This is a genomic window from Methylophaga sp. F7 (assembly GCF_056863975.1).
Window position 1 is genome coordinate 200,317 of sequence record NZ_CM166511.1, and the last position, 19,617, is coordinate 219,933.

The 19,617-nt window shown below is 45.8% G+C and carries 22 protein-coding genes and 1 pseudogene; 18 read left to right on the forward strand and 5 right to left on the reverse strand.

The genetic code is table 11. The features are described from left to right. Nucleotides 1-91: 91 nt before the first annotated feature. The 4 genes and pseudogenes from AC08OG_RS01040 to AC08OG_RS01055 form a co-directional block, all read left to right on the forward strand. Nucleotides 92-1,620: pseudogene (locus AC08OG_RS01040) on the forward strand (xanthine dehydrogenase family protein molybdopterin-binding subunit); the annotation flags it as partial. Between the two features lie 30 nt (nucleotides 1,621-1,650). Further along, nucleotides 1,651-2,301 (forward strand): molybdopterin cofactor-binding domain-containing protein, encoded by a 651-nt coding sequence (locus AC08OG_RS01045; RefSeq protein WP_482930562.1) that lies wholly within the window; start codon nucleotides 1,651-1,653, stop codon nucleotides 2,299-2,301. 2 nt (nucleotides 2,302-2,303) lie between these two features. Then, nucleotides 2,304-3,296 (forward strand): XdhC family protein, encoded by a 993-nt coding sequence (locus tag AC08OG_RS01050; protein WP_292354279.1) that lies wholly within the window; start codon nucleotides 2,304-2,306, stop codon nucleotides 3,294-3,296. Further along, nucleotides 3,297-3,923, forward strand: coding sequence for a nucleotidyltransferase family protein (locus AC08OG_RS01055; protein ID WP_482929888.1), 627 nt, complete (start codon nucleotides 3,297-3,299; stop codon nucleotides 3,921-3,923). Here the strand turns inward: AC08OG_RS01055 and AC08OG_RS01060 are convergent. The 3 genes from AC08OG_RS01060 to AC08OG_RS01070 form a co-directional block, all read right to left on the reverse strand. Then, nucleotides 3,920-4,237 carry a Crp/Fnr family transcriptional regulator gene (locus tag AC08OG_RS01060; protein ID WP_482929889.1) on the reverse strand — a complete coding sequence of 106 codons (318 nt, stop codon included), beginning with the start codon at nucleotides 4,235-4,237 and terminating at the stop codon, nucleotides 3,920-3,922. The two genes, AC08OG_RS01055 and AC08OG_RS01060, sit on opposite strands and share 4 nt — an antisense overlap. A gap of 20 nt (nucleotides 4,238-4,257) precedes the next feature. Further along, nucleotides 4,258-4,650, reverse strand: coding sequence for a Crp/Fnr family transcriptional regulator (locus tag AC08OG_RS01065; protein ID WP_482929890.1), 393 nt, complete (start codon nucleotides 4,648-4,650; stop codon nucleotides 4,258-4,260). A 298-nt stretch (nucleotides 4,651-4,948) separates the two neighbouring features. Further along, on the reverse strand, nucleotides 4,949-5,113 hold the full coding sequence (locus AC08OG_RS01070; protein ID WP_292354285.1) for a DUF1328 domain-containing protein: 165 nt from the start codon (nucleotides 5,111-5,113) through the stop codon (nucleotides 4,949-4,951). A gap of 210 nt (nucleotides 5,114-5,323) precedes the next feature. Between AC08OG_RS01070 and AC08OG_RS01075 the strand changes: the two genes are divergently transcribed. From AC08OG_RS01075 to AC08OG_RS01130, 12 genes are all read left to right on the forward strand, one after another. Beyond that, on the forward strand, nucleotides 5,324-5,509 hold the full coding sequence (locus AC08OG_RS01075) for a hypothetical protein (protein ID WP_292354287.1): 186 nt from the start codon (nucleotides 5,324-5,326) through the stop codon (nucleotides 5,507-5,509). Between the two features lie 79 nt (nucleotides 5,510-5,588). Further along, nucleotides 5,589-5,858, forward strand: coding sequence for an ElaB/YgaM/YqjD family protein (locus tag AC08OG_RS01080; RefSeq protein ID WP_292354289.1), 270 nt, complete (start codon nucleotides 5,589-5,591; stop codon nucleotides 5,856-5,858). A 48-nt stretch (nucleotides 5,859-5,906) separates the two neighbouring features. Then, a complete protein-coding gene (locus tag AC08OG_RS01085; protein WP_292354291.1) occupies nucleotides 5,907-6,341 on the forward strand; it encodes a phage holin family protein in 435 nt (144 codons plus the stop codon). 76 nt (nucleotides 6,342-6,417) lie between these two features. Beyond that, entirely contained in the window at nucleotides 6,418-6,774 is a 357-nt protein-coding gene (locus tag AC08OG_RS01090) for a hypothetical protein (protein WP_292354293.1), read from the forward strand. 41 nt (nucleotides 6,775-6,815) lie between these two features. Next, entirely contained in the window at nucleotides 6,816-7,007 is a 192-nt protein-coding gene (locus tag AC08OG_RS01095) for a YjfB family protein (protein ID WP_292354295.1), read from the forward strand. Between the two features lie 126 nt (nucleotides 7,008-7,133). Further along, on the forward strand, nucleotides 7,134-8,522 hold the full coding sequence (locus AC08OG_RS01100) for a sodium:solute symporter family protein (RefSeq protein WP_482929891.1): 1,389 nt from the start codon (nucleotides 7,134-7,136) through the stop codon (nucleotides 8,520-8,522). A gap of 25 nt (nucleotides 8,523-8,547) precedes the next feature. Continuing rightward, the gene (locus AC08OG_RS01105) at nucleotides 8,548-8,808 is read left to right on the forward strand and encodes a hypothetical protein (protein ID WP_482929892.1); all 261 of its coding nucleotides are present in this window, start codon (nucleotides 8,548-8,550) and stop codon (nucleotides 8,806-8,808) included. A gap of 32 nt (nucleotides 8,809-8,840) precedes the next feature. Then, on the forward strand, nucleotides 8,841-9,161 hold the full coding sequence (locus AC08OG_RS01110; RefSeq protein WP_482929893.1) for a hypothetical protein: 321 nt from the start codon (nucleotides 8,841-8,843) through the stop codon (nucleotides 9,159-9,161). Nucleotides 9,162-9,231: 70 nt separating this feature from the next. Then, complete coding sequence (locus tag AC08OG_RS01115; RefSeq protein ID WP_482929894.1) at nucleotides 9,232-9,750, forward strand: TolC family protein; 519 nt, start codon at nucleotides 9,232-9,234, stop codon at nucleotides 9,748-9,750. Between the two features lie 45 nt (nucleotides 9,751-9,795). Next, the gene (locus AC08OG_RS01120) at nucleotides 9,796-10,527 is read left to right on the forward strand and encodes a TolC family protein (protein ID WP_482929895.1); all 732 of its coding nucleotides are present in this window, start codon (nucleotides 9,796-9,798) and stop codon (nucleotides 10,525-10,527) included. A gap of 4 nt (nucleotides 10,528-10,531) precedes the next feature. Further along, on the forward strand, nucleotides 10,532-11,758 hold the full coding sequence (locus tag AC08OG_RS01125; protein WP_292354305.1) for an efflux RND transporter periplasmic adaptor subunit: 1,227 nt from the start codon (nucleotides 10,532-10,534) through the stop codon (nucleotides 11,756-11,758). Between the two features lie 9 nt (nucleotides 11,759-11,767). Then, the gene (locus AC08OG_RS01130) at nucleotides 11,768-14,896 is read left to right on the forward strand and encodes an efflux RND transporter permease subunit (RefSeq protein ID WP_482929896.1); all 3,129 of its coding nucleotides are present in this window, start codon (nucleotides 11,768-11,770) and stop codon (nucleotides 14,894-14,896) included. A 62-nt stretch (nucleotides 14,897-14,958) separates the two neighbouring features. On the opposite strand, the gene AC08OG_RS01135 is transcribed toward AC08OG_RS01130, so the two are convergent. Further along, on the reverse strand, nucleotides 14,959-15,336 hold the full coding sequence (locus tag AC08OG_RS01135) for a DUF4168 domain-containing protein (protein WP_292354310.1): 378 nt from the start codon (nucleotides 15,334-15,336) through the stop codon (nucleotides 14,959-14,961). A 205-nt stretch (nucleotides 15,337-15,541) separates the two neighbouring features. Between AC08OG_RS01135 and AC08OG_RS01140 the strand changes: the two genes are divergently transcribed. Together AC08OG_RS01140 and AC08OG_RS01145 are read left to right on the forward strand one after the other, a co-directional pair. Beyond that, on the forward strand, nucleotides 15,542-17,002 hold the full coding sequence (locus AC08OG_RS01140; protein WP_292403566.1) for a sensor histidine kinase: 1,461 nt from the start codon (nucleotides 15,542-15,544) through the stop codon (nucleotides 17,000-17,002). Next, nucleotides 16,999-18,426, forward strand: coding sequence for a sigma-54-dependent transcriptional regulator (locus tag AC08OG_RS01145; RefSeq protein WP_482929897.1), 1,428 nt, complete (start codon nucleotides 16,999-17,001; stop codon nucleotides 18,424-18,426). The genes AC08OG_RS01140 and AC08OG_RS01145 overlap by 4 nt, the downstream gene beginning before the upstream one ends. Here AC08OG_RS01145 and AC08OG_RS01150 read toward each other — a convergent pair. Continuing rightward, on the reverse strand, nucleotides 18,423-19,556 hold the full coding sequence (locus AC08OG_RS01150) for a WG repeat-containing protein (RefSeq protein ID WP_292354317.1): 1,134 nt from the start codon (nucleotides 19,554-19,556) through the stop codon (nucleotides 18,423-18,425). The genes AC08OG_RS01145 and AC08OG_RS01150 overlap by 4 nt on opposite strands. Nucleotides 19,557-19,617 lie beyond the last annotated feature (61 nt).

Consider the following 19,617-nt stretch of genomic DNA (forward strand, 5'->3'; position numbering starts at 1 on the left):
AAATGAAAGCCTGCAAACTGAAATCACTAATATCAGTCGCCGTAATCTGTTAAAAGGCTTTGCCTTAACGGGTTTTGTATTAGCTGTAGGCATGCCTTTTAGTGGTTTTGCAGAAGATGAAGAAGCACCTAAATATGGACGAGACGCCATGCCGCATGGCTGGGTCGATAATCCATTGATATTTGTTGCGATAGCAGAAGATGGCAGTGTAACGATTGTCAGTCATCGTTCAGAAATGGGGCAGGGGGTGCGCACCAGCCTGCCGATGGTCGTGGCTGATGAACTTGAAGCTGACTGGGATCAGGTCAACGTTATCCAGGCCCCTGGTGATGAAGAACGTTATGGAAATCAGGATACCGATGGCTCACGCAGTGTAAGACACTTCTTTATGCCGATGCGAAATGTAGGTGCAGCAGCCAGAATGATGCTGGAGGCGGCTGCGGCAGCTCATTGGGGTGTGGGAGTTGATGAGGTTTTCGCTGAAAATCACCAAATCAAACATCGGCCTTCCGGCAAAGTACTGGGTTACGGAGAGTTAGCAAAAGCCGCCGCAGCATTGGATGTTCCAGAACGCGAAACATTGCGTTTAAAAACTCCGGATCAGTTCCGTTATATCGGTAAACAATCTACCAGGCTGATTGATGGTGAAGATATTGTTACCGGCAAAGCTATCTACGGTATTGATGTGCAAGTTGACGGGATGGTGCATGCGGTAATTGCCCGGCCTCCGGTTTATGGTGGCAAAGTAAAGTCGTTTGATGACAGTGAAGCCATGAAAGTCCCCGGCGTGATTAAAGTCGTTACCTTGGAAGGCAGCCCACCACCTGCTGTATTTAATCCTTTAGGCGGTGTGGCCGTGATTGCTGAAAATACCTGGGCGGCCATGCAAGGGCGTGAAAAGCTGAAAATCGAGTGGGATCATGGCGAAAATGCCAGTTATAACACTGATGAATACCGCCAGAAAATGCTGGAAGCCGCTTCAAATTCTGGCGGAAAAGTACTCCGTAGCAGTGGTGATGTTGCAAAAGCGTTAGAAACGGCAGATAAAACTTACAAAGCAGATTATTACATTCCGCATCTGTCTCAGGCACCAATGGAACCTCCCGTTGCTACAGCCCGAATTCAGGATGGCAAATGTGAAGTGTGGGCACCCACCCAGGCACCGCAAGCCAGTAAAGATACCGTTGCCAAATGGCTGGAAATGTCACCAGTAGATGTCACCATTCATGTCACATTATTGGGGGTGGCTTTGGTCGTAAATCTAAGCCCGACTATTTGGTCGAAGCCGCATTAATTTCCAAAGCAATGGAGGGTCGTGCTGTACAGGTTACCTGGTCTCGTGAAGACGATATACACAATGGCTATCTGCATACTGTTTCAATAGAACATCTTGAAGCCGCGGTGAATGCTGATGGTAGAACCACAGCATGGTTACATCGCACTGTAGCACCCTCAATATCATCAACTTTTGATGCGTCTTCAGTTCATCAAATGCCGATTGAACTGGGGATGGGGGTAATGAATATCCCGTTTGCAATCGACAACGTTCAAATAGAAAACCCGGAAGCCAAAGCTCATACCCGGATTGGCTGGTTCCGTTCGGTGGCCAATATTCCACGGGCGTTTGCGATCCAATCCTTTATCGCTGAAATGGCCCATGATTTGGATCGTGATCACAAAGCATTTTTATTGGAACTGATTGGACCGGCACGGAAAATTAATCCGGTTGAGCTGAACGATGAATGGAATTATGGGGAATCGCCGGAAAAATATCCTTTAGACACAGGCAGATTACGCCGGGTAGTCGAAGCGGTATGTGAAAAAGCCAACTGGGGACGTGACTTACCGGCTGGGCGAGGGTTAGGGCTGGCAACGCATTACAGTTTTGTCAGTTATACCGCCGCTATTGTAGAGGTAGAAGTTTCTGATGAGGGTGAATTAACCATCCCTAGAATAGATATTGCTGTGGATTGTGGGCCTCAGGTAAACCCGGAGCGAATACGCTCACAGATGGAAGGGGCCTGCATCATGGGTGTCAGCCTGGCCACCGTCGGTGAAATCAGTTTTAAAGACGGTGCGGTTGAACAGGATAATTTTGATAGTTATCAAGTGACTCGAATGAATGAATCGCCTCGCGAAATTCATGTGCATTTGTTGCCGATGGAAGATTTCAGCCAGCCATTAGGTGGAATAGGTGAACCAGGCCTACCGCCGATTGCGCCAGCATTATGCAATGCTATTTTTGCTGCGACCGGTAAGCGGATCCGTAACTTACCTATTCGCTATCAACTGGAAAGCTGATTATGGACAGTGTCGATCTTTCAGTCTTTAAAACACTGCAGAAATGGCTGGAAGCCGATTTGACGGTATGGCTGGTGACGGTGGTGAAAACCTTCGGATCCAGCCCGCGTCAACCGGGCGCCATGCTGGTTTTACGCAGTGATGGTGTGTTGGTCGGATCGGTTTCCGGAGGCTGTATTGAAGATGATCTGGCCAATAAAGCGGTGTCAGGTGAATTGCCAACAGAGCAGGCCAAAGTAATGGTGTATGGCGTAACACGGGATGAAGCTCAACGCTTTAATCTGCCTTGTGGTGGCACATTGGAGCTGGTAGTTGAGCCCGTTAAAAATAGCGTATGGGTAGCTGAAATTCTCAATGCAATTAATGGCCATCGATTAATAAAACGTGAATTAAACCTTTCTTCGCTACACACCCATTGCAGCGATGCCAAAGCAACTGATATTCCAGTGCAAATCACTGATCAGCAGCTATCTGTAGTTTATGGACCAAGATGGCGATTATTGATTATTGGGGCAGGTCAGACATCGGCTTATCTGGCAAATATCGCACAGTCGCTGGATTATCAGGTATCGATCTGTGAGCCGCGTGATGCAATGCGGGAAAGCTGGGACGTGGGTGGAGTAGAGCTGCTCAATCTAATGCCGGATGATGCAGTGTTGGCCATGCAGCCAGATGCACATACCGCCATTGTGGCACTAACACATGATCCCAAACTGGATGATATGGCGTTATTGGAAGCGCTCAAGTCAGCTGCTTTTTATGTCGGTGCTCTGGGAAGCAAAAAAAATAATGCCAATCGCCGTCAACGCTTGGCGATGTTTGATTTGTCGGCAATGGAAATTGAGCGATTGCATGGACCAGTAGGTTTATCGATTGGCAGCCGAACACCGCCTGAAATTGCTATCGCCATATTAGCCGAGCTAATTCAGCTAAGACGATCAACAATGGTCAGAAAGCCATTCAGGGCTGAAGAAGTTCAATCTGTCTGTAATTAAATGAATCAGCAAAGGGCTCCCACCGGGATCATTCTGGCCGCTGGACAATCATCACGTTTTGGTGCGGACAAACTGGTACATGAGCTAACGATAGCGAACAAAAGGCAACTATTGATTCAACATACGCTGCAATTGTGGTGTTCTGTGTTTGATGAATTATGCATTGTAATCCGGCCGGATAATCTGTTGTTAAAAGAGGCAATTATTAGCTGGTCGGATCAACAGCATGAAAAAATTAATCTGATTGAAGCCGAGCAGGCAATGTCTGGCATGGGCCACAGTCTTAAAGCCGCCATCTCCGCAACAGCGGGAGCTGGTGGCTGGGTCATCGGTTTGGCCGATATGCCACTAATTCCACACGCCGTATTACGGCAGATTTGTGAGAGCTTACAGCTGGGTGCCGGCATTACGGCACCCTATTATGATGATCAACGTGGTCACCCGGTGGGATTTAATAGCGTTTATAAAGATGAGCTGATGGCGTTAGAGGGTGATACAGGTGCCAAAAACCTGTTACAGCGAGAAGTGGATAAGATTCACAAAATTATGACAATTGAAAGAGGGGTGTTAGCTGACGTTGATTCCATCGATGATGTGACTGTTATCGAGCGTTTAGGTAAGGTTTAGTCTTCTCTGGCCCAGTTGGAATGACTTTCTAAATAATTTCGATCAAACCCGGAAATATCTATAAGACCTTCCAGATCCAGAATATGAATATCGCCATTATTCGACTCAAGTAACCCCTCATCACGCAGTACTTTAAAGGTACGACTTACATGTACTGAAGACAGGCTTAAGGTATCACCAATAATCGTTTGATTCATGGGTAATTCAAATTTGTCAGCTTCGACATTGAGCCTTACTTTCATCTCCACAATAAAGTGAGCCAGCCGCTCCACGGCGCTGCGTCGGCCGATATTAATGACCCGCTCAATCAGCATGGATTGCTCCCGGGCAAGGATCAAAAAAATAAATCGGTCAACCGAGGCGCTTGATCGAAAATTTCAGTCAGACGCTGGCGTGGAAACGGGCAGGCTCTTACTTCCGTCAATGTACGGAATTCTGAAAGGTTTCGATCAAAACTGATTTCACGCAGACCTAGAATCTGGCCTGGCAGGAAAATATCCAATACCTGACGTTGTCCATCAGCAAGTGTGCGCATGGCACAGGCCCAGCCTGACTGGAGAGTGAAAAAACGTTCGGCTTTGCCGCCTTCTATAGCCATTGGCTGATCGGCCTCAAAATTTCGGGGATCTTTTTCCAATGCTTGTAACAAACTGATTTCATGTTGGTTGAGATCAGCGAATTTTTGAAACTGATGAACTATACAACTCTCAGTCAAAGGTGAGCTCATAAGCGTTCCTAATATCAACATAAGATAATATGATGGGGATGAAATATACCCCGGAAATATGCGAAGTCAATCTAATAAATTAGCGTTAATCCAAAAAAAGACACCACCCGAAAAACGGGCGGTGCCAAAAGGTAACCATCTAACAATTTGGTGAGCATAGCCTACCAAATAAATTAAATGGCTGGGGTGACTTTATCTCATTTCGATCCTGCGCTATTACTAGGATCAGATTTATAATCTAACCCTTATTTTTTGTATTATTTATTTAAATTTTTAAATCGTTGGAGATTGGGTTAAGTTAAAGTGGTGGTCTACGGCCGGTGATAAAAAATATCAGTGCAAGCACCAAACCGATCACAAATAGAATCCATGCAATACTGCTTGCAGTTCCTGCAACACCACTTAAGCCTAAAACACCGGCAATAATTGCAATAATAAGAAATGTTAACGCCCAACTAATCATGGTATGTCCTTGTTAGAGTTGAATGGAGTTACACCATAGGATTTTTAAAAAAAGCTCCTTAACACAGGTTAAAGCGAAATTTAACTCAAAAAGTTAGCTTGAGAGTACACTTGAAAAAGTGAATCGAAAGATGTTTCACTGATTCAAAATTTATAATCAATTTATACACTTTTTACGATGTTTAATTTCTTTAATATGAGGTAAATGATTATGTTCCAAAATACCGATTCAAATTCATTTCGCTTTTTATCCAAAGTCTTGTTAATGGCTTTTGTTTTATCTGGTGCAGGTTTTCTCACAGCGTGTGAGGATCAAGGTCCAGCAGAAGAAGCAGGTGAGGCCATCGATGAAAGTGTTGAAGAAAGTGGAGACGCAATAGAAGAGGCAACCGATTAATTTTGAAGTAATCGGGTTAACACCGGTGTCTAAGATATAGCGGTATCAATCAGTAAAACTAATTCAAGGAGATAGTCAAATGGCAACTCAAGCTAGTAATCAGGAACTTCAGGAACAACTGGATAACTTACGTAAGGATTTTGCAGAAGTTACAAAGACGTTAAGAGAGATGACCTCCGCTTATGCCAAAGAGAGCCAGGACCGTGTTAAAGTCGCAGCAGGACAAGCACAGGACCAAGTGAAAGAGTCGTTTGGCAAAGTCCAAAGCGAAGTAGAGAGCCACCCTTACAGTAGTATGGCTGTCGCCTTTGGTGTTGGTTTGGTTCTCGGTAAAATTTTGGATCGGTAATTCCATTCCCATCTCAACTATAATGGAAACAAGCCACAGGAGAAATATATGGGCTGGCGATCAAGAGTACAAATTAATACTGTCGCGCTAGCAGTAGCAACACTGCTAGGCATATTTGCCCTTGGCTTCGCTGGTTTTGCTGTTTATCTTGCGTTATTGATTCATTATCCACCAGATATTGCTGCCATCATCACCGCGGGTGGTTATGTGTTAACTGCCATACTGGTGATGTTGGTAGCAAAGTTTGCTGTTTACCGCACAAAACAAGCATCACCAAGTTTCCAGACCTCCAATAAACCCGATGTGGATGATTTGGAGAATGTGCTGCAAGCAGTTATTACTCCTGCGCTCAGCAAGTTTGTACATCAGCATCCTGGTAAATCGGTTTTAGCGACTTTACTTGCCGGGTTGGTTGTCGGTTACAATGAGGATACGCGTAATAAGGCAAAAGACGTATTTAAGCGTTTCTTTGAAGAAAAATAATGCTTTTCTGACCCGCTAATTCGCTGGTCATCAAAAGTTATTAACATTCAGTTCATTGACGTCAGGCAGGTGTGCTGTGGGAAAAAAACTGAATCGTACTGCTGGTAAAGTGCGGATTGAAGCGTTGCAACACCAGCGTAAGGAACGGATTAGCAAGGCGGGTCTGTTACTTGAAAGATGGGGACAGCAGGATAGAATGCCGGTAACCGGTGAGCTGGAACTAAGTGAAGTCGATCCTGAATTTATAGAGGATCAAATGACAGCAGAAGTGCTCAGTTCATTAACGGCTGAAAAAATGCGTATTGTCCGCCAACATTGGTCTGCAGGTCACTCAGCTGCTGAGATTGCTGAGATGGAAGATCAGCCACGAAATGAGATACGGCAGGTGTTGGGGTTTGTTGTAGAACAAATTGCCGATAAAGTTTTGAAATAAGCTGCCGATATAGCATTTAGATAAGTTTTTAGGGAGGCATAATGGATACAACAAATGTTGCTGCAATGGCAAGTCAGTTGTCCGTTCAGCAGTCTGCCCAGCAACAAATGGTTGCGACGCTTAAACTCAGCAATGATCAGATTGAGGCCCAAGGCCAGGCGGTATTGAAATTACTGGATGCTGTTCCAGTGCCGCAGGGAAATTTAGGCAACATCATTAACGTGAAAGTATGACAAGAAGTTAACGCTACATACTACAAGTTTAATTAAAACCGCCCCAGACATTGTGCTCGGGTGGTTTTTTAATGCCTGAAAAACACGTAAGCTTCTACCAAACTTCATTTTCTTGGATAAGTGGATATGGAAACCCTTGTTGTAATTATTTACCTGTTTTTTGTACTGCTTATAGGCTTGTGGGCCGGACGGGGCATAAAAACCATGCACGAGTATGCTCTGGCAGGAAAATCTTTTGGCATGCTGGTGATATTTGCCACTTTATCGGCATCATTTATCGGTGGTGGTTTTTCCATGGGAAATGCTGAAAAGGTATTTCTGGTTGGCATCAGTAATATTGTTGCCTTATGGGGCTTTAGCATAAAAGAAATTCTGGTCGCCCGATATATTGCTCCGCAAATGATGCGTTATCCAAATGCCATTTCAGTGGGCGATATTATGGGTGAACATTACGGTAAAGGCGCTCGACTCTTCAGTGGTGTATTTTCGCTCGCTCTATGTGCGGGGATCCTTGGTGCCCAAATTGGTGCTATGGGGTATGTGTTTAACCTGTTTCTTGATGTTGATCGTGTGTGGGGTGTATTAATCGGTTGCGGCATCGTTATCGCCTATTCAACGGTTGGTGGAATGCGTTCCGTAGTCTGGACCGATATTATTCAATTTATCGTGCTGGCGTTCGGCATTCCCATGACATTGTATTTTGGTTTACAGCATGTTGGCGGCTGGCAAGCCATGCAAAACAATTTACCTGCAACGCACTTTACCTTGCCCACAGAACCGTTGGCAGTTATTGCATTATTATCGTTATTTATGACTTTCATGCTGGGTGAAACCTTGGTACCACCCTATCTGCAACGGTTGTTAATTGGTAAAAGCAGTAAAGATGTTATTCGTGGGTCATTATTAAGCGGATTGTTCTCGATCCCGTTTTTTGCCATCACCGGTTTGATTGGTTTAGTGGCATTAGCCATGCAGCCTTCTTTAGATGCTAATTTAGCGATGCCTTATGTCATTCAACAGGCTGTGCCACCAATCCTGCAAGGTATTGTGGCAGCAGCCATCGTGTCTATCATTATGTCTTCAGCAGATTCGTTTTTAAATTCGGCATCAATTGCCTTTAGTAATGATATTGTCAGGCCATTACGCAAAACACCATTAACGGCTACAGTAGAATTAATGCTCGCTCGTGTGGTCACATTACTGGTGGGCATTGCTTCAATGGTTTTTGCTTTATCGATTGATAGCGTGATCGATATTCTGATTTATGCGTATAACTTTTGGGCGCCAACTGTATTAGTGCCTTTGACGATGGCGATTCTGGGCTGTTATGTAAGTCGTAAACGGTTTATTGCAGGAGCGGTGGCTGGAATCGGTTCTGCCATTGTCTGGAATGCGGTATTACAGCAGCCATGGCAGATTGATGCTTTGGTTGTTGGTTTTTTTGCCAACTTAATTGCCTTTACTTGCGTTGATAGACCGGCTGCAAAAGCCGCGAAACTGGCGGATGTTCAATAGCCAGACATTGCTAAGGAATAACAAGATGAAATTATCGATAACCTGTCTTCAACGACTACTGATATTACCGATACTGGCGGCTATGAGTAGTTGTGCTGCTTATAGTGTAGTCAACAGTGATCGTTATTCGGGATCATCCAGCGCAGTACCTGCTGAATATATACCCTCACCGGGTTTTTGCCGTATCTGGTACAAAAACCGTGCTCCCGATCAGCAACCGGCCCAGGGTGACTGTGAAATATTGAAACAGAATATTCCTGATAATGCCGTGTTGTTAAAAGGCTGACTTTAACGATGCAATCACGCTAGAATTGCTTTATGGTTAACCGCTTACGCATACTGACCGCTATCTTTGTTATCATCAATTTATTGATGGTCAGTGGCGTTACTGCGTCCGTTGCTCACCTCCCAGATGATCATTATTCAGCCCATTTAAGCATTGCGCATAGTCATGCTGATCACGACTATCAGCATGAGGATATTGATCATGATCATCATCTGCATCTGCATCTGGTTGCTGATTTAGTCAGTTATTCACTATTTTTTCAGGCGCGGACGGCTGATGCCGTTGCCAAAGCCACTAGCAGTCAGCTGGTTACTTTGTATTATTCCCCTCTTTTACCTCCCCCTAACGCTTAACTTCATAACGTTTTAAACAATTTAATGTTTAGCTGCTGGCTTTTCAGCCGGTGGTGTTATGGAGTTCATCATGAATTATCAAATAAATTCGCTCGCTGACAGGGTATTGATGCCGCTGTTGCTGACCTCTTTATTGTTGGCGGCGTCAGCCGTGCACGCAGATAAACAAACAAGCCTGAATCTGGCCACAGCGCTAGAGCGCACGTTATTACAAAGCCCGAGACTACAACAGTTTCCCTATCAGCAACGTGCACTTGAAGCGCAGAAGCTACAGGCTGGGTTGCCACCCAATCCGCAATTACAGGCAGATTTGGAAAATGTGCTGGGTACCGGCAATAGCCGGGGTCTTTCCGGTGCGGAATTCACTTTATCGTTAAGCCAGCTTGTTGAAATGGGCGATAAACGACAAAAACGCGTCGATCTGGTCGATGCCAAATCCAATCAATTGCAACAGCAATTTGAGATCCAGCGTCTGGACACGTTTTCTGATGTGACCGCTAAATATCTGCAGGCATTAAGGATAGATGCTTTATTAAGCTGGAACCAGAAGCGTATTCAGATTGAGCAGCAGGCCCTGGAGGTTATATAAAAACGGGCTGCCGCCGGAGCGGTTGGTCAGGCAGATGTTTTACGTATGCAACTGTTGCTTGAACGTTCTGAATCCAGACAGCAACAGCTAAATGGACAACGCAAACTTGCTTATCAGCAAGTTGCAGCCAGTTGGGGAGAAGAAGTCGATTTTGCCGAACTGGAAGGGCAATTGAAGCAACTGCCAACTTTGCCAGAACAGGATACCTTGGAACAGGCCATTCTGCATTCCCCGGCCTTCTTACAGAGCCATAGCTTAATCCGCTTGCGTGAAGCCCAATTACGTCTGAGTGAAGCCAAATCCAGAGCTGATTTAAGCTTTGGCGCCGGTGTTCGACGTCTTGAAGGGCAAAACGATAATGCTTTGGTGTTCAGTTTTTCGATGCCGTTGCAGTTTTACGACCGTAATCAGGGCAATATCGCCGCCGCCCACGCGGACTATGAAGCCGGAATTTTGCAGCAACAGCTGACCCAAACTGAATTACGGATGGCTTTATTGGAAATCTATCAGGCCATGCTGAATAACCATCAACAAATTGATCGGCTACAAAAAACACTGACGCCTTTGACTCAGGAGCTGCTGAAACAAACCGAAACCGGTTATCAATCAGGACAATACAACGTCTTGCAATGGATTGATGCGCAACGCGAAGCATTCACTGTTGAACGTGATCTGATTGAAGCACAAACCGCTGTGCATACCCAGTTACTTGAACTGGAACGGTTAACCGGGATGCCTTTAAGCCGATCAATCTTTACCGCCAGTTATCAGGAATAGTCCAATGAAATTAATCATCTTATTTTTTAGCCTGCTGGCACTGTCGAGTTCAGTGGTTCTAGCGGCGACCGATCATGCTCATAGTGAACCGCATGATCACGAAGAAACCTTGGAAGGACCGCATGGCGGAAGGTTATTGGAAAATGAAAACTTTGCGGTAGAAATAACCATTTATGAACAGGGCGTACCGCCGGAAATGCGGGTTTATGCCTATGAAAATGGAAAGCCAGTCGATCCTCAGCAGATCAATTTAACGGTAACCTTAACTCGGCTGGACGATGAACAGAATCTTATCGACTTTACGACCGAAGCTGATTATCTGTTAGGGGATACGGTTATAGACGAACCACATTCATTTGAAGTGGTTGTGGAAGCCGAATATCAGGGTAAGTCCCATCATTGGCACTATGAAAGTTTTGAAGGTCGCAGCACGATATCGGATCGCATGATAACGCTGGCAGGAATAGAAACTGAGTCAGCTGGACCACAAACCCTATCAATAACCAATTCCCTCTATGGTGTAGTCAGTGTAGCGGAGGACCGCCAGTATCGGGTGCATGCGCCGTACCCCGGCATTATTGAATCGGTGATGGTTAATACCGGCGATAAAGTCAAAAAAGGTCAGGTGTTAGTGACCGTGCGTAATCAAACCACTTTGCAAAACTACTCTATCCGCAGTCCGGCCAACGGTGAGGTCACCCGGCGTATGGCCAATGCCGGTGATCACACTGATATGGGCAGTTTGCTGGAAGTCAGTGATTTATCCCGAGTCTGGGTTGAGCTGTCGATGTTCCCAGCTGATATCGAACAATTACGGGTCGGTATGCCGGTCAAGGTAAAGGATTTACATCAACATGAATCAGCTGAGGGAAAAATTAGCTACATCTCTCCCAAAATGACCGGAGGTCACATTGCCCGGGCTCGTGCTGAAATTACCAATGCAGAAGGGCATTGGCGACCCGGTATGCATGTCAACGCTGAAGTGACAGTTGAACAATACCCTGCGGAGCTGGCAGTAAAACACAGCGCCATTCAAAGTTATCGGGATATGCCGGTGGTGTTTGTCCAAAATGGCAATACTTTTGAAGTCAGAATGCTCACGTTTGGCAAACGGGGAGCGGACTATATCGAAGTGCTTTCGGGGTTAAAACCAGGCAGCCAGTATGTGACGACAAACAGTTTTCTGCTCAAGGCCGAGATGCTTAAATCCGGCGCCAGCCATGATCACTAGGAATTAAGCATGATTCATTCAATTGTACAGTTTTCAGTGTACCGCCGATGGCTGGTGCTATTCTTAACAATACTTATTGCCGGAGTGGGCGCTTACAATGTTTTCCAGCTTAATATTGATGCTGTACCGGATATTACCAATGTTCAGGTGCAGATTAATACCGAAGCAGAAGGTTATTCACCGTTGGAGGTTGAACAGCGAATTACCTATAGCGTTGAAAATGCTATGGCCGGCTTACCCAATCTCGATTACACCCGTTCTTTATCACGCTATGGGTTATCTCAGGTCACGGTGGTATTTGAAGAAGATACGGATATTTATCTTGCCAGGCAGTTGATAAATGAACGTCTGCAGGGAATTCGCAGTGAGTTACCTGTTGGCATAGAACCACAGATGGGACCGATCGCCACTGGTTTGGGTGAAGTTTTTACTTACAGTGTCCGTGCGAAACCGGATGTGTTTAAAGCCGATGGCAGTACATATACTGCAGAAGATTTACGCACCATACAGGACTGGATTATCCGTCCCCAGATGGTAAAAGTGCCGGGCGTTACTGAGATCAATAGTATCGGTGGGTATGAACGTGAATATCAGGTAGCCCCTGATCCAGCCAAACTGCTGGCCTACAAAGTCAGCCTGGCTGAACTGAGCGAAGCATTAATACGTAATAATCAGAATGCGGGTGCCGGTTATATTGAACGGAATGGCGAACAGTGGCTGGTACGTTCCCCAGGTCAGTTAACCTCTCTGGAAGATATTCGAAATGTCGTTATTACCAAACGTGATGACACGCCGATCCGGATAATGGATGTGGCCGAAGTATTTTACGGAAAACAGTTACGTACCGGCGCGGCGACCCAGGATGGAAAGGAAACGGTGTTAGGTACGGCTTTTATGTTGATTGGCGAAAACAGTCGAGTGGTCGCCAGAGCCGTTGCTGACCGCCTGGAACAGGTAAATCAAAGCTTGCCTGAAGGCATTGTGGCTGAAGCTGTATATGACCGGACCACATTAGTCGATAAAACACTCAAAACGGTACAAAAAAATCTGTTCGAGGGTGCTCTACTGGTCATTGTGGTGTTGTTTTTATTGCTGGGAAATATTCGGGCAGCGTTAATAACGGCGCTGGTCATTCCGTTAAGTATGTTATTTGCCATTACCGGAATGGTCAGTAACAAAGTGTCGGGCAATTTGATGAGTCTGGGAGCGATTGATTTTGGACTGATAGTCGATGGTGCGGTGATTGTGGTGGAAAATGCCTTGCGACGTCTGGGCTTGGCACAGCAACGTCTGGGCCGGTTATTATGTTTGCAGGAACGCTTGGCGGAGGTGATTGAGAGTACCCGGGAAGTGTTTAATCCGGCGGTATTTGGCATGTTTATTATCATGCTGGTGTATCTGCCGATTTTTGCCCTCAGCGGTGTTGAAGGAAAAATGTTTCATCCCATGGCGTTTACCGTGGTGGCAGCACTAACCGGGGCTTTGATATTTGCGGTGACTTTTGTGCCAGCCGCGGTGGCGGTATTGATCACCGGCAGGGTAGCCGAACAGGAAAATCCAATTATGCGGGTAGCGCGGTGGATTTATCGTCCGCTGTTAAGCCTGTCTTTACGTCTGCCTTTTATAATTGTGTTACTGGCCACGGTGATCGTCAGCATCACAGTTTATTATGGTTCGCGTTTAGGTAGCGAGTTTCTGCCACAACTGGATGAAGGTGATATCGCTTTGCACGCATTGCGGGTCACTGGCACCGGACTGGAACAGTCGGTTGCCATGCAAAATCAGCTTGAGTCCGTGATCGCCGGGTTTCCTCAGGTTAAACATGTTTATTCGAAAATTGGTACGCCAGATATAGCTACCGACCCGATGCCACCAAGTGTTGCGGATACCTTTGTTATTTTGCACTCAATTGAACAATGGCCTGAACCTAAATTGAGCAAAGCGGAATTCCTGGCGGAATTACGTGAAGCTGTGGAAGCGGTGCCGGGAAATCTCTATGAATTCACCCAGCCGATTGAAATGCGTTTTAATGAATTGATTGCCGGGGTTCGTGCAGACGTGGCATTACGAATTTATGGCGATGATTTGGAGACGCTTTATCATCTTGGCGGTCAGACTGAGCAAATGTTGTCAGGTGTTACTGGTGCTTCAGATGTAAGGATGGAACAACTGACCGGTTTGCCGATGTTATCCATTGAACCACAACGTGATCATCTTGCTTTGTTGGGTTTGGATATCGCCAGTCTGCAGCAAAGCATTCAAACGGCGATTGGTGGTACTTCTGCCGGCTTGATTTATGAGGGAGATAAACGTTTCCGAATCGTGGTTAGATTAGATGATGAGATACGTAAGAATCCCGACCGGTTGGCCAAACTTCCCATCGCATTACCTGACAGTGATGATCCAGATTTATCTTATGTGCCGTTGGGTGAAATTGCCGATATTAAAGCCATCAGTGGCCCCAATCAGATAAACCGTGAAAGCGGTAAACGTCATGTCATTATCAGTGCCAATGTGGTGGATAGGGATTTGGGATCCTTTATCGCGGATGTGCAGCAGAATGCACAACAGCTCAATTTACCTGCAGGGTATTGGCTGGAATATGGCGGAACCTTTGAACAATTGGAATCGGCCAGCAAGCGATTGATGATTGTGGTGCCCATAACACTGTTGCTGATCCTGATGTTATTGTTCAGTGTATTTAATTCATTAAAAGATGCTTTGCTGATTTTTACCGGTGTACCAATGGCATTAACCGGTGGTCTGATTGCACTGATGTTAAGGGATATGCCGTTATCCATTTCTGCGGCAGTGGGATTTATTGCTTTATCAGGTATAGCCGTCTTAAACGGCGTGGTGATGTTGACATTTATCCGACAGCTGCGTGAGCAGGGTATGGTGCTGCTGGAAGCTGTTTTCGAGGGCGCAATGCAACGGTTACGCCCTGTATTGATGACCGCACTGGTAGCTGGTTTAGGGTTTCTGCCGATGGCATTAAATACGGGAACCGGTGCTGAGGTCCAGCGTCCATTGGCTACAGTCGTGGTGGGAGGAATTATTTCTTCAACGTTATTGACGTTGCTGGTGTTACCCGCCTTGTATTTTTTAGCCTATCGATTTAGTTCAAAAGATAAGTAGTCCAGAAATGAAAAAGCCGGGAGAACCCCGGCTTTTCCACGATATACGAAGCTGAAACGTTATTAGTTAAGCATAGACTGCACTTTGTCACGCAATTGAGCATCACTTTGGATAGCCAAGGCGATATTGCTATATGTTTCGACATCCAGGCCTTCGTTTTGAACGGTTTGGACCATTTTCTGGCTGGCTTCCTGTTGTAATTTTGCAGCTTGGTCAGGATCTTCAGTACTTTCCAGACGGCCTGAATATTCATTACGAATTTCTTCAAGATCACCCTGAACATCAACAAATTTTTGCAACTCAGAATCACTGAAATCAGTTGCTGGAGCTGTTTCAGGCATTGGAGCTTGAGGAGCTGCCTGTTGTGGTTGTTCTGCAAAAGCAGGAGCGCTTAGACCCAGAGCCATTAAAATTGAAGCAAAAATAGCTGTTTTTTTCATGGTGTTTTCCTTTATAGATTGTGGAACACATACAGGTTGTTGCGACAATCGTGCCAGAAAGCTGTATTTTTATAAGTCATTGTATTTAATCTATAAAATGTTTCGTATTACATCTGTTAATGCTTATATGAAGCTTGACGGGTACTTTGGTATGTGTCAATTTGGCCCATGTGCCATAAATTCAAGTTTGTTAAGAGGCCATTGAATGCGTTTTCCATCCATTTTCAGCAATCTGCGATTAGTGTTGATCATGCAGGTTGCATTGCCAGTGTTACTGGTGCTGGCGATGATCCTCGCGATTGGTCTATCTATGGTGGGCCAGTTTATCGAGGAAAGAATGCAGCGGGATTTACAGCAAGTGGCCCGAACTATTCATTTGCCAGTTTCTCAGGCGCTGGAACGGCAGGATCTGGATCAGTTACAAAACAGCATGGCTTCGGTTTTTGGTATTACCGAGGTATATGGAGCCTACTTATTCGATGCCAATGGCAAGCGGTTAAGCAGTTTTGGTGTCGTTAATCCGACGAAAGAACAGGCAACGGATGCACTTGAACAGATCGCCGAAGGTGAATTTGCACAATATGAACGGATTCGTGGCCGGAATGTGTATTCCTTTTTTATGCCTATTTTTGATGCGACTGGCCAGCCAAATGGCCTATTACAAGTGACTCGTCGGCGCAGTGATATTGACCGTGAGCTGACTGAATTAAAATATTGGGCCTGGGGTAGTTTTGGTCTGGTGTCATTAATTATTCTTGGGGTCATTACCTATTCCCACCAGCGTGCCATTGAAACCCCATTGCAGAAATTAGTTGAGAGCATGCGGCGGGTGAGCCAGGGGGATAGAGAACATCGGGCAGCAGAGCAGGGACCGATAGAAATAAGCCAATTGGCAAAAGGACTCAATGGCATGCTCAATGCGATTGAAGCTGCAGAGAAAAGTGAAGCTCAGCAACGTTCCGCCCGGGAGCAGATGGCAGAAAGACTCCGGCAAACCGAAACCATGGCAGCACTTGGACAATTATCGGCCGGTGTCGCTCATGAATTAGGTGCCCCGCTAACAGTGGTTGATGGAAGAGCCGGCCGATTATTAAGGCGTCTGGAAAACGAAAACGACGTAAAAGAGTTAAATGAAATCCGTCAGCAGGCGGCCAGAATGACCTCGATTATTCAGCAATTACTCAGTTTTGGTCGTTCATCGCGTGCTGAATTTCGTGAACTTGATGTGACGTCATTGATCGAGAGGGCCGAGGCATTGCTGGCCAATCAAGGTTATCAAGTCACTCTTGTTAAGGGACCCATGGCAACAATTAAAGGCGATTCATTAAGCCTGGAGCAGGGATTGATCAATTTATTACGCAATGCCTGTCAGGCCTGTCCTGAGGGCCCGGTTGAACTCTGTTGGGAACAGGATGGGAAACAGTTAAAAATCCATATAGACGATGCCGGCCCTGGTATTAACGAGGAGCAGAAAGCCCAGATTTTTGATCCCTTTGTCACCACCAAAGCGCCGGGCGAAGGAAGTGGTCTGGGGCTGGCTATTGTGAAACGGATCCTGCGAGAACATCAGGGGGAGATTATTTTGAGTCATAGTCCACTGGGTGGGGCCAGATTCAGTCTAATTTTACCGTTGGTTTTAACTACAGATTGCGGAACAAGCGCATGACCACAAAACAGAATAAAAATTTGCCCATCCTGTTGATAGAAGATGATCAGGCATTAGCCCGGCTGATTTCAGATGAGCTGGAAACTGAAGGCTGGAATCTGGAGATTCATCATCAGCTCCAATCGGCTCTGGACTGGCTCAACATTAATCAACCGGCTTTGATTGTTACTGATTTGCGCTTGCCAGGTGGCAATGGAATGCAGGTGGTAGAGCAGGTTGTCACCCATTGGCCGGAAGAACAACGACCAGGATTGATAGTTATCACGGCATTTGGCAGTGTGCGACAGGCAGTGCAGGCTTTACAGGCCGGCGCCGATGACTTTCTCACCAAACCTCTGGATTTGGAACATTTTCTGCTGGCGGTAGAGCGGGTGGTTGCTACCCGTAAATTACATGATGAGCTGTTTCAATTTCGCAAGCTCAACCGGCAGCCCGCTTTTCATCAGATGTTTGGTCGCAGTGAAGCCATGCGTAATCTGTTTGAACAGATTAAAGTCATTGGCCGGGCTCAGGGGCCGGTATTGATCAATGGCGAGAGTGGAACCGGCAAAGAACTGGTCGCCAAAGCATTACATGCAGAAAGTGATCGTGCTGACGGGCCATTTTTAGCGGTGAATTGTGCCGGTATACCCCAAGAGTTACTGGAGAGTGAGTTTTTCGGTCATGTTGCAGGCTCGTTTACCGGTGCCAAAAAAGCCCGCAAAGGGTTATTACAGGAAGCAAATGGTGGCAGTTTGTTACTGGATGAAATTGGTGAAATGCCAATGGCATTGCAGGCAAAATTATTACGCGCCTTACAGGATGGATCGATTCGTCCGGTGGGCCATGATACCGAAGAAAAAGTGGATGTCCGTATTATTGCGGCCACCCATCGGGATTTGAAACAAAAAGTTATTGAAGGCAGTTTTCGGGAAGATTTATTCTATCGACTGGAAACCTTTGCTTTGTCAGTGCCCCCTTTACGGGACCGTGAAGAGGATAGGGAAATTCTGGCACAGCAGTTTTTACAACAACTGGTGGTTGCTCAGGGACGTAACATTCAGGGGTTCAGCGATAAAGCATTGGACATTATTCGTGACTATGCCTTTCCGGGCAATGTCAGGGAGCTACAGAATGTCGTAGAAAGAGCGTTTGCCTTTTGCAACGAAGACTGGGTGCAACCGCAGCATTTACCCTCTCGTTTACTGGAAAATCAACCGTCAAAACTGGCGATGGCAAGCCCTGAAATGGATAGGCAAAATGATGAGTTATTGGCCGGTGTCGTATTGCCAACCCTGGAGCAGTTACAAAAACGTTATGTAAATATGGTTTTAAAAGAGGTGGACGGTAATAAACGTCGCGCCGCTGCGTTACTGGGAATCGGTCGTCGTACGTTGTATCGCTGGCTGGATGAAGAAACCGATGAGGCCGAAGATACTGCTTAATTCCTCGAAATATAACCCCATTTATCACGAATTTTTATTGCCGCCAAACCTTCATTAAACGGTTGAGCATGTTCAAATTGTGGTTCGATAACCACTTCACCCTGCCGGTTAATATAACCATACTGCCGATAATTATAGGTTATCACCGCCAGACCATCCGAAAATGAATATGCCCAGACATATTCCGGTTCAATTTCAATCTGGCCTTCGGTATTGATATAGCCAACCTTGGCGTTTTTCTCCACACGGGCTAACCCTTCGCGGAAATTCCAGGCATCATCAAAATACGGCTTGACTACTATTTCTCCACTGGAATCAATAAAACCGTATAGCCCATTTTGTTTGATTACCGCAAAACCCTCACCAAATGCTTTGGCTTGATCAAATTGAGGACGTATCAGCCAATCCCCTTTTTTATCGATGTAGCCCCACTTACCCTCAACAAATACAGCAGCATAACCCTCGCGAAATACCCGGCTCTGGGCAAATGCTGGCTTGATTAACCGTTTTCCCTCGGCATCAATATATCCCCATTCTTCATCCACTCTAACGGCCGCTCGTTGTTCGCTGAAGATCTGAATTTCATCAAACTGCGCCTTAATGACTTCTTCTCCCTCAGTATTAAGATAGCCCCATTGATCATTGACTTTGAAACCCGCCAGACCTTCTGAGAAAACGCCCACCTTGTCATATTTGGCCGGAACTACTTGCTGACCAGAAGTATTTAAAAAGCCCCACATTCCATCCTTGATAAAAGCAGCATATCCCTCTTTAAAAGATTGTATTTTTGGGTAGGTGGGCTGCAGTATTATTTTTCCATTTCGATCTACAATGCCCCATAGATTATCTTTACGATAGGCGGTGACGCCGCTGTCCAAATCATTGATTTCATCGGCGGTGAACAGAATGTCGCCATCAGGATTGATCATGGCAAATTGTGCTATGCCCTGATTGGCAATCATTACTGCCGCTCGGTCATTTTTAAAACTGCCGGCATCATCAAAAATAAGATCAATCTTCAGATTTTCTACATAAGCCATGGTAGGCTGAACAGCATGACTGGTAGAGACGCCGGTGAATGTCAGCGCTGACAGAATATATCCCAATGTTTTACATAACGTTCTATTCATAACCTCACCCACTTTTTGGGAGTTATTCCCATGATAAGTCTGTTCTTGTTCGGGTGAAAAG

Bases quoted from the DNA above. Each gene is read 5' to 3' on its own strand.
- AC08OG_RS01080 (WP_292354289.1), top strand. From the start codon at position 5,589: ATGGCAACTCAAGCTAGTAATCAGGAACTTCAGGAACAACTGGATAAC.
- AC08OG_RS01060 (WP_482929889.1), bottom strand. From the start codon at position 4,237: ATGCTGATTGAGCGGGTCATTAATATCGGCCGACGCAGCGCCGTGGAG.
- AC08OG_RS01140 (WP_292403566.1), top strand. From the start codon at position 15,542: ATGCGTTTTCCATCCATTTTCAGCAATCTGCGATTAGTGTTGATCATG.
- AC08OG_RS01125 (WP_292354305.1), top strand. From the start codon at position 10,532: ATGAAATTAATCATCTTATTTTTTAGCCTGCTGGCACTGTCGAGTTCA.
- AC08OG_RS01150 (WP_292354317.1), bottom strand. From the start codon at position 19,556: ATGAATAGAACGTTATGTAAAACATTGGGATATATTCTGTCAGCGCTG.
- AC08OG_RS01045 (WP_482930562.1), top strand. From the start codon at position 1,651: ATGGCCCATGATTTGGATCGTGATCACAAAGCATTTTTATTGGAACTG.
- AC08OG_RS01095 (WP_292354295.1), top strand. From the start codon at position 6,816: ATGGATACAACAAATGTTGCTGCAATGGCAAGTCAGTTGTCCGTTCAG.
- AC08OG_RS01075 (WP_292354287.1), top strand. From the start codon at position 5,324: ATGTTCCAAAATACCGATTCAAATTCATTTCGCTTTTTATCCAAAGTC.
- AC08OG_RS01120 (WP_482929895.1), top strand. From the start codon at position 9,796: ATGCAACTGTTGCTTGAACGTTCTGAATCCAGACAGCAACAGCTAAAT.
- AC08OG_RS01135 (WP_292354310.1), bottom strand. From the start codon at position 15,336: ATGAAAAAAACAGCTATTTTTGCTTCAATTTTAATGGCTCTGGGTCTA.
- AC08OG_RS01115 (WP_482929894.1), top strand. From the start codon at position 9,232: ATGAATTATCAAATAAATTCGCTCGCTGACAGGGTATTGATGCCGCTG.
- AC08OG_RS01055 (WP_482929888.1), top strand. From the start codon at position 3,297: ATGAATCAGCAAAGGGCTCCCACCGGGATCATTCTGGCCGCTGGACAA.
- AC08OG_RS01110 (WP_482929893.1), top strand. From the start codon at position 8,841: ATGGTTAACCGCTTACGCATACTGACCGCTATCTTTGTTATCATCAAT.
- AC08OG_RS01100 (WP_482929891.1), top strand. From the start codon at position 7,134: ATGGAAACCCTTGTTGTAATTATTTACCTGTTTTTTGTACTGCTTATA.
- AC08OG_RS01085 (WP_292354291.1), top strand. From the start codon at position 5,907: ATGGGCTGGCGATCAAGAGTACAAATTAATACTGTCGCGCTAGCAGTA.
- AC08OG_RS01065 (WP_482929890.1), bottom strand. From the start codon at position 4,650: ATGAGCTCACCTTTGACTGAGAGTTGTATAGTTCATCAGTTTCAAAAA.
- AC08OG_RS01070 (WP_292354285.1), bottom strand. From the start codon at position 5,113: ATGATTAGTTGGGCGTTAACATTTCTTATTATTGCAATTATTGCCGGT.
- AC08OG_RS01105 (WP_482929892.1), top strand. From the start codon at position 8,548: ATGAAATTATCGATAACCTGTCTTCAACGACTACTGATATTACCGATA.
- AC08OG_RS01050 (WP_292354279.1), top strand. From the start codon at position 2,304: ATGGACAGTGTCGATCTTTCAGTCTTTAAAACACTGCAGAAATGGCTG.
- AC08OG_RS01130 (WP_482929896.1), top strand. From the start codon at position 11,768: ATGATTCATTCAATTGTACAGTTTTCAGTGTACCGCCGATGGCTGGTG.
- AC08OG_RS01145 (WP_482929897.1), top strand. From the start codon at position 16,999: ATGACCACAAAACAGAATAAAAATTTGCCCATCCTGTTGATAGAAGAT.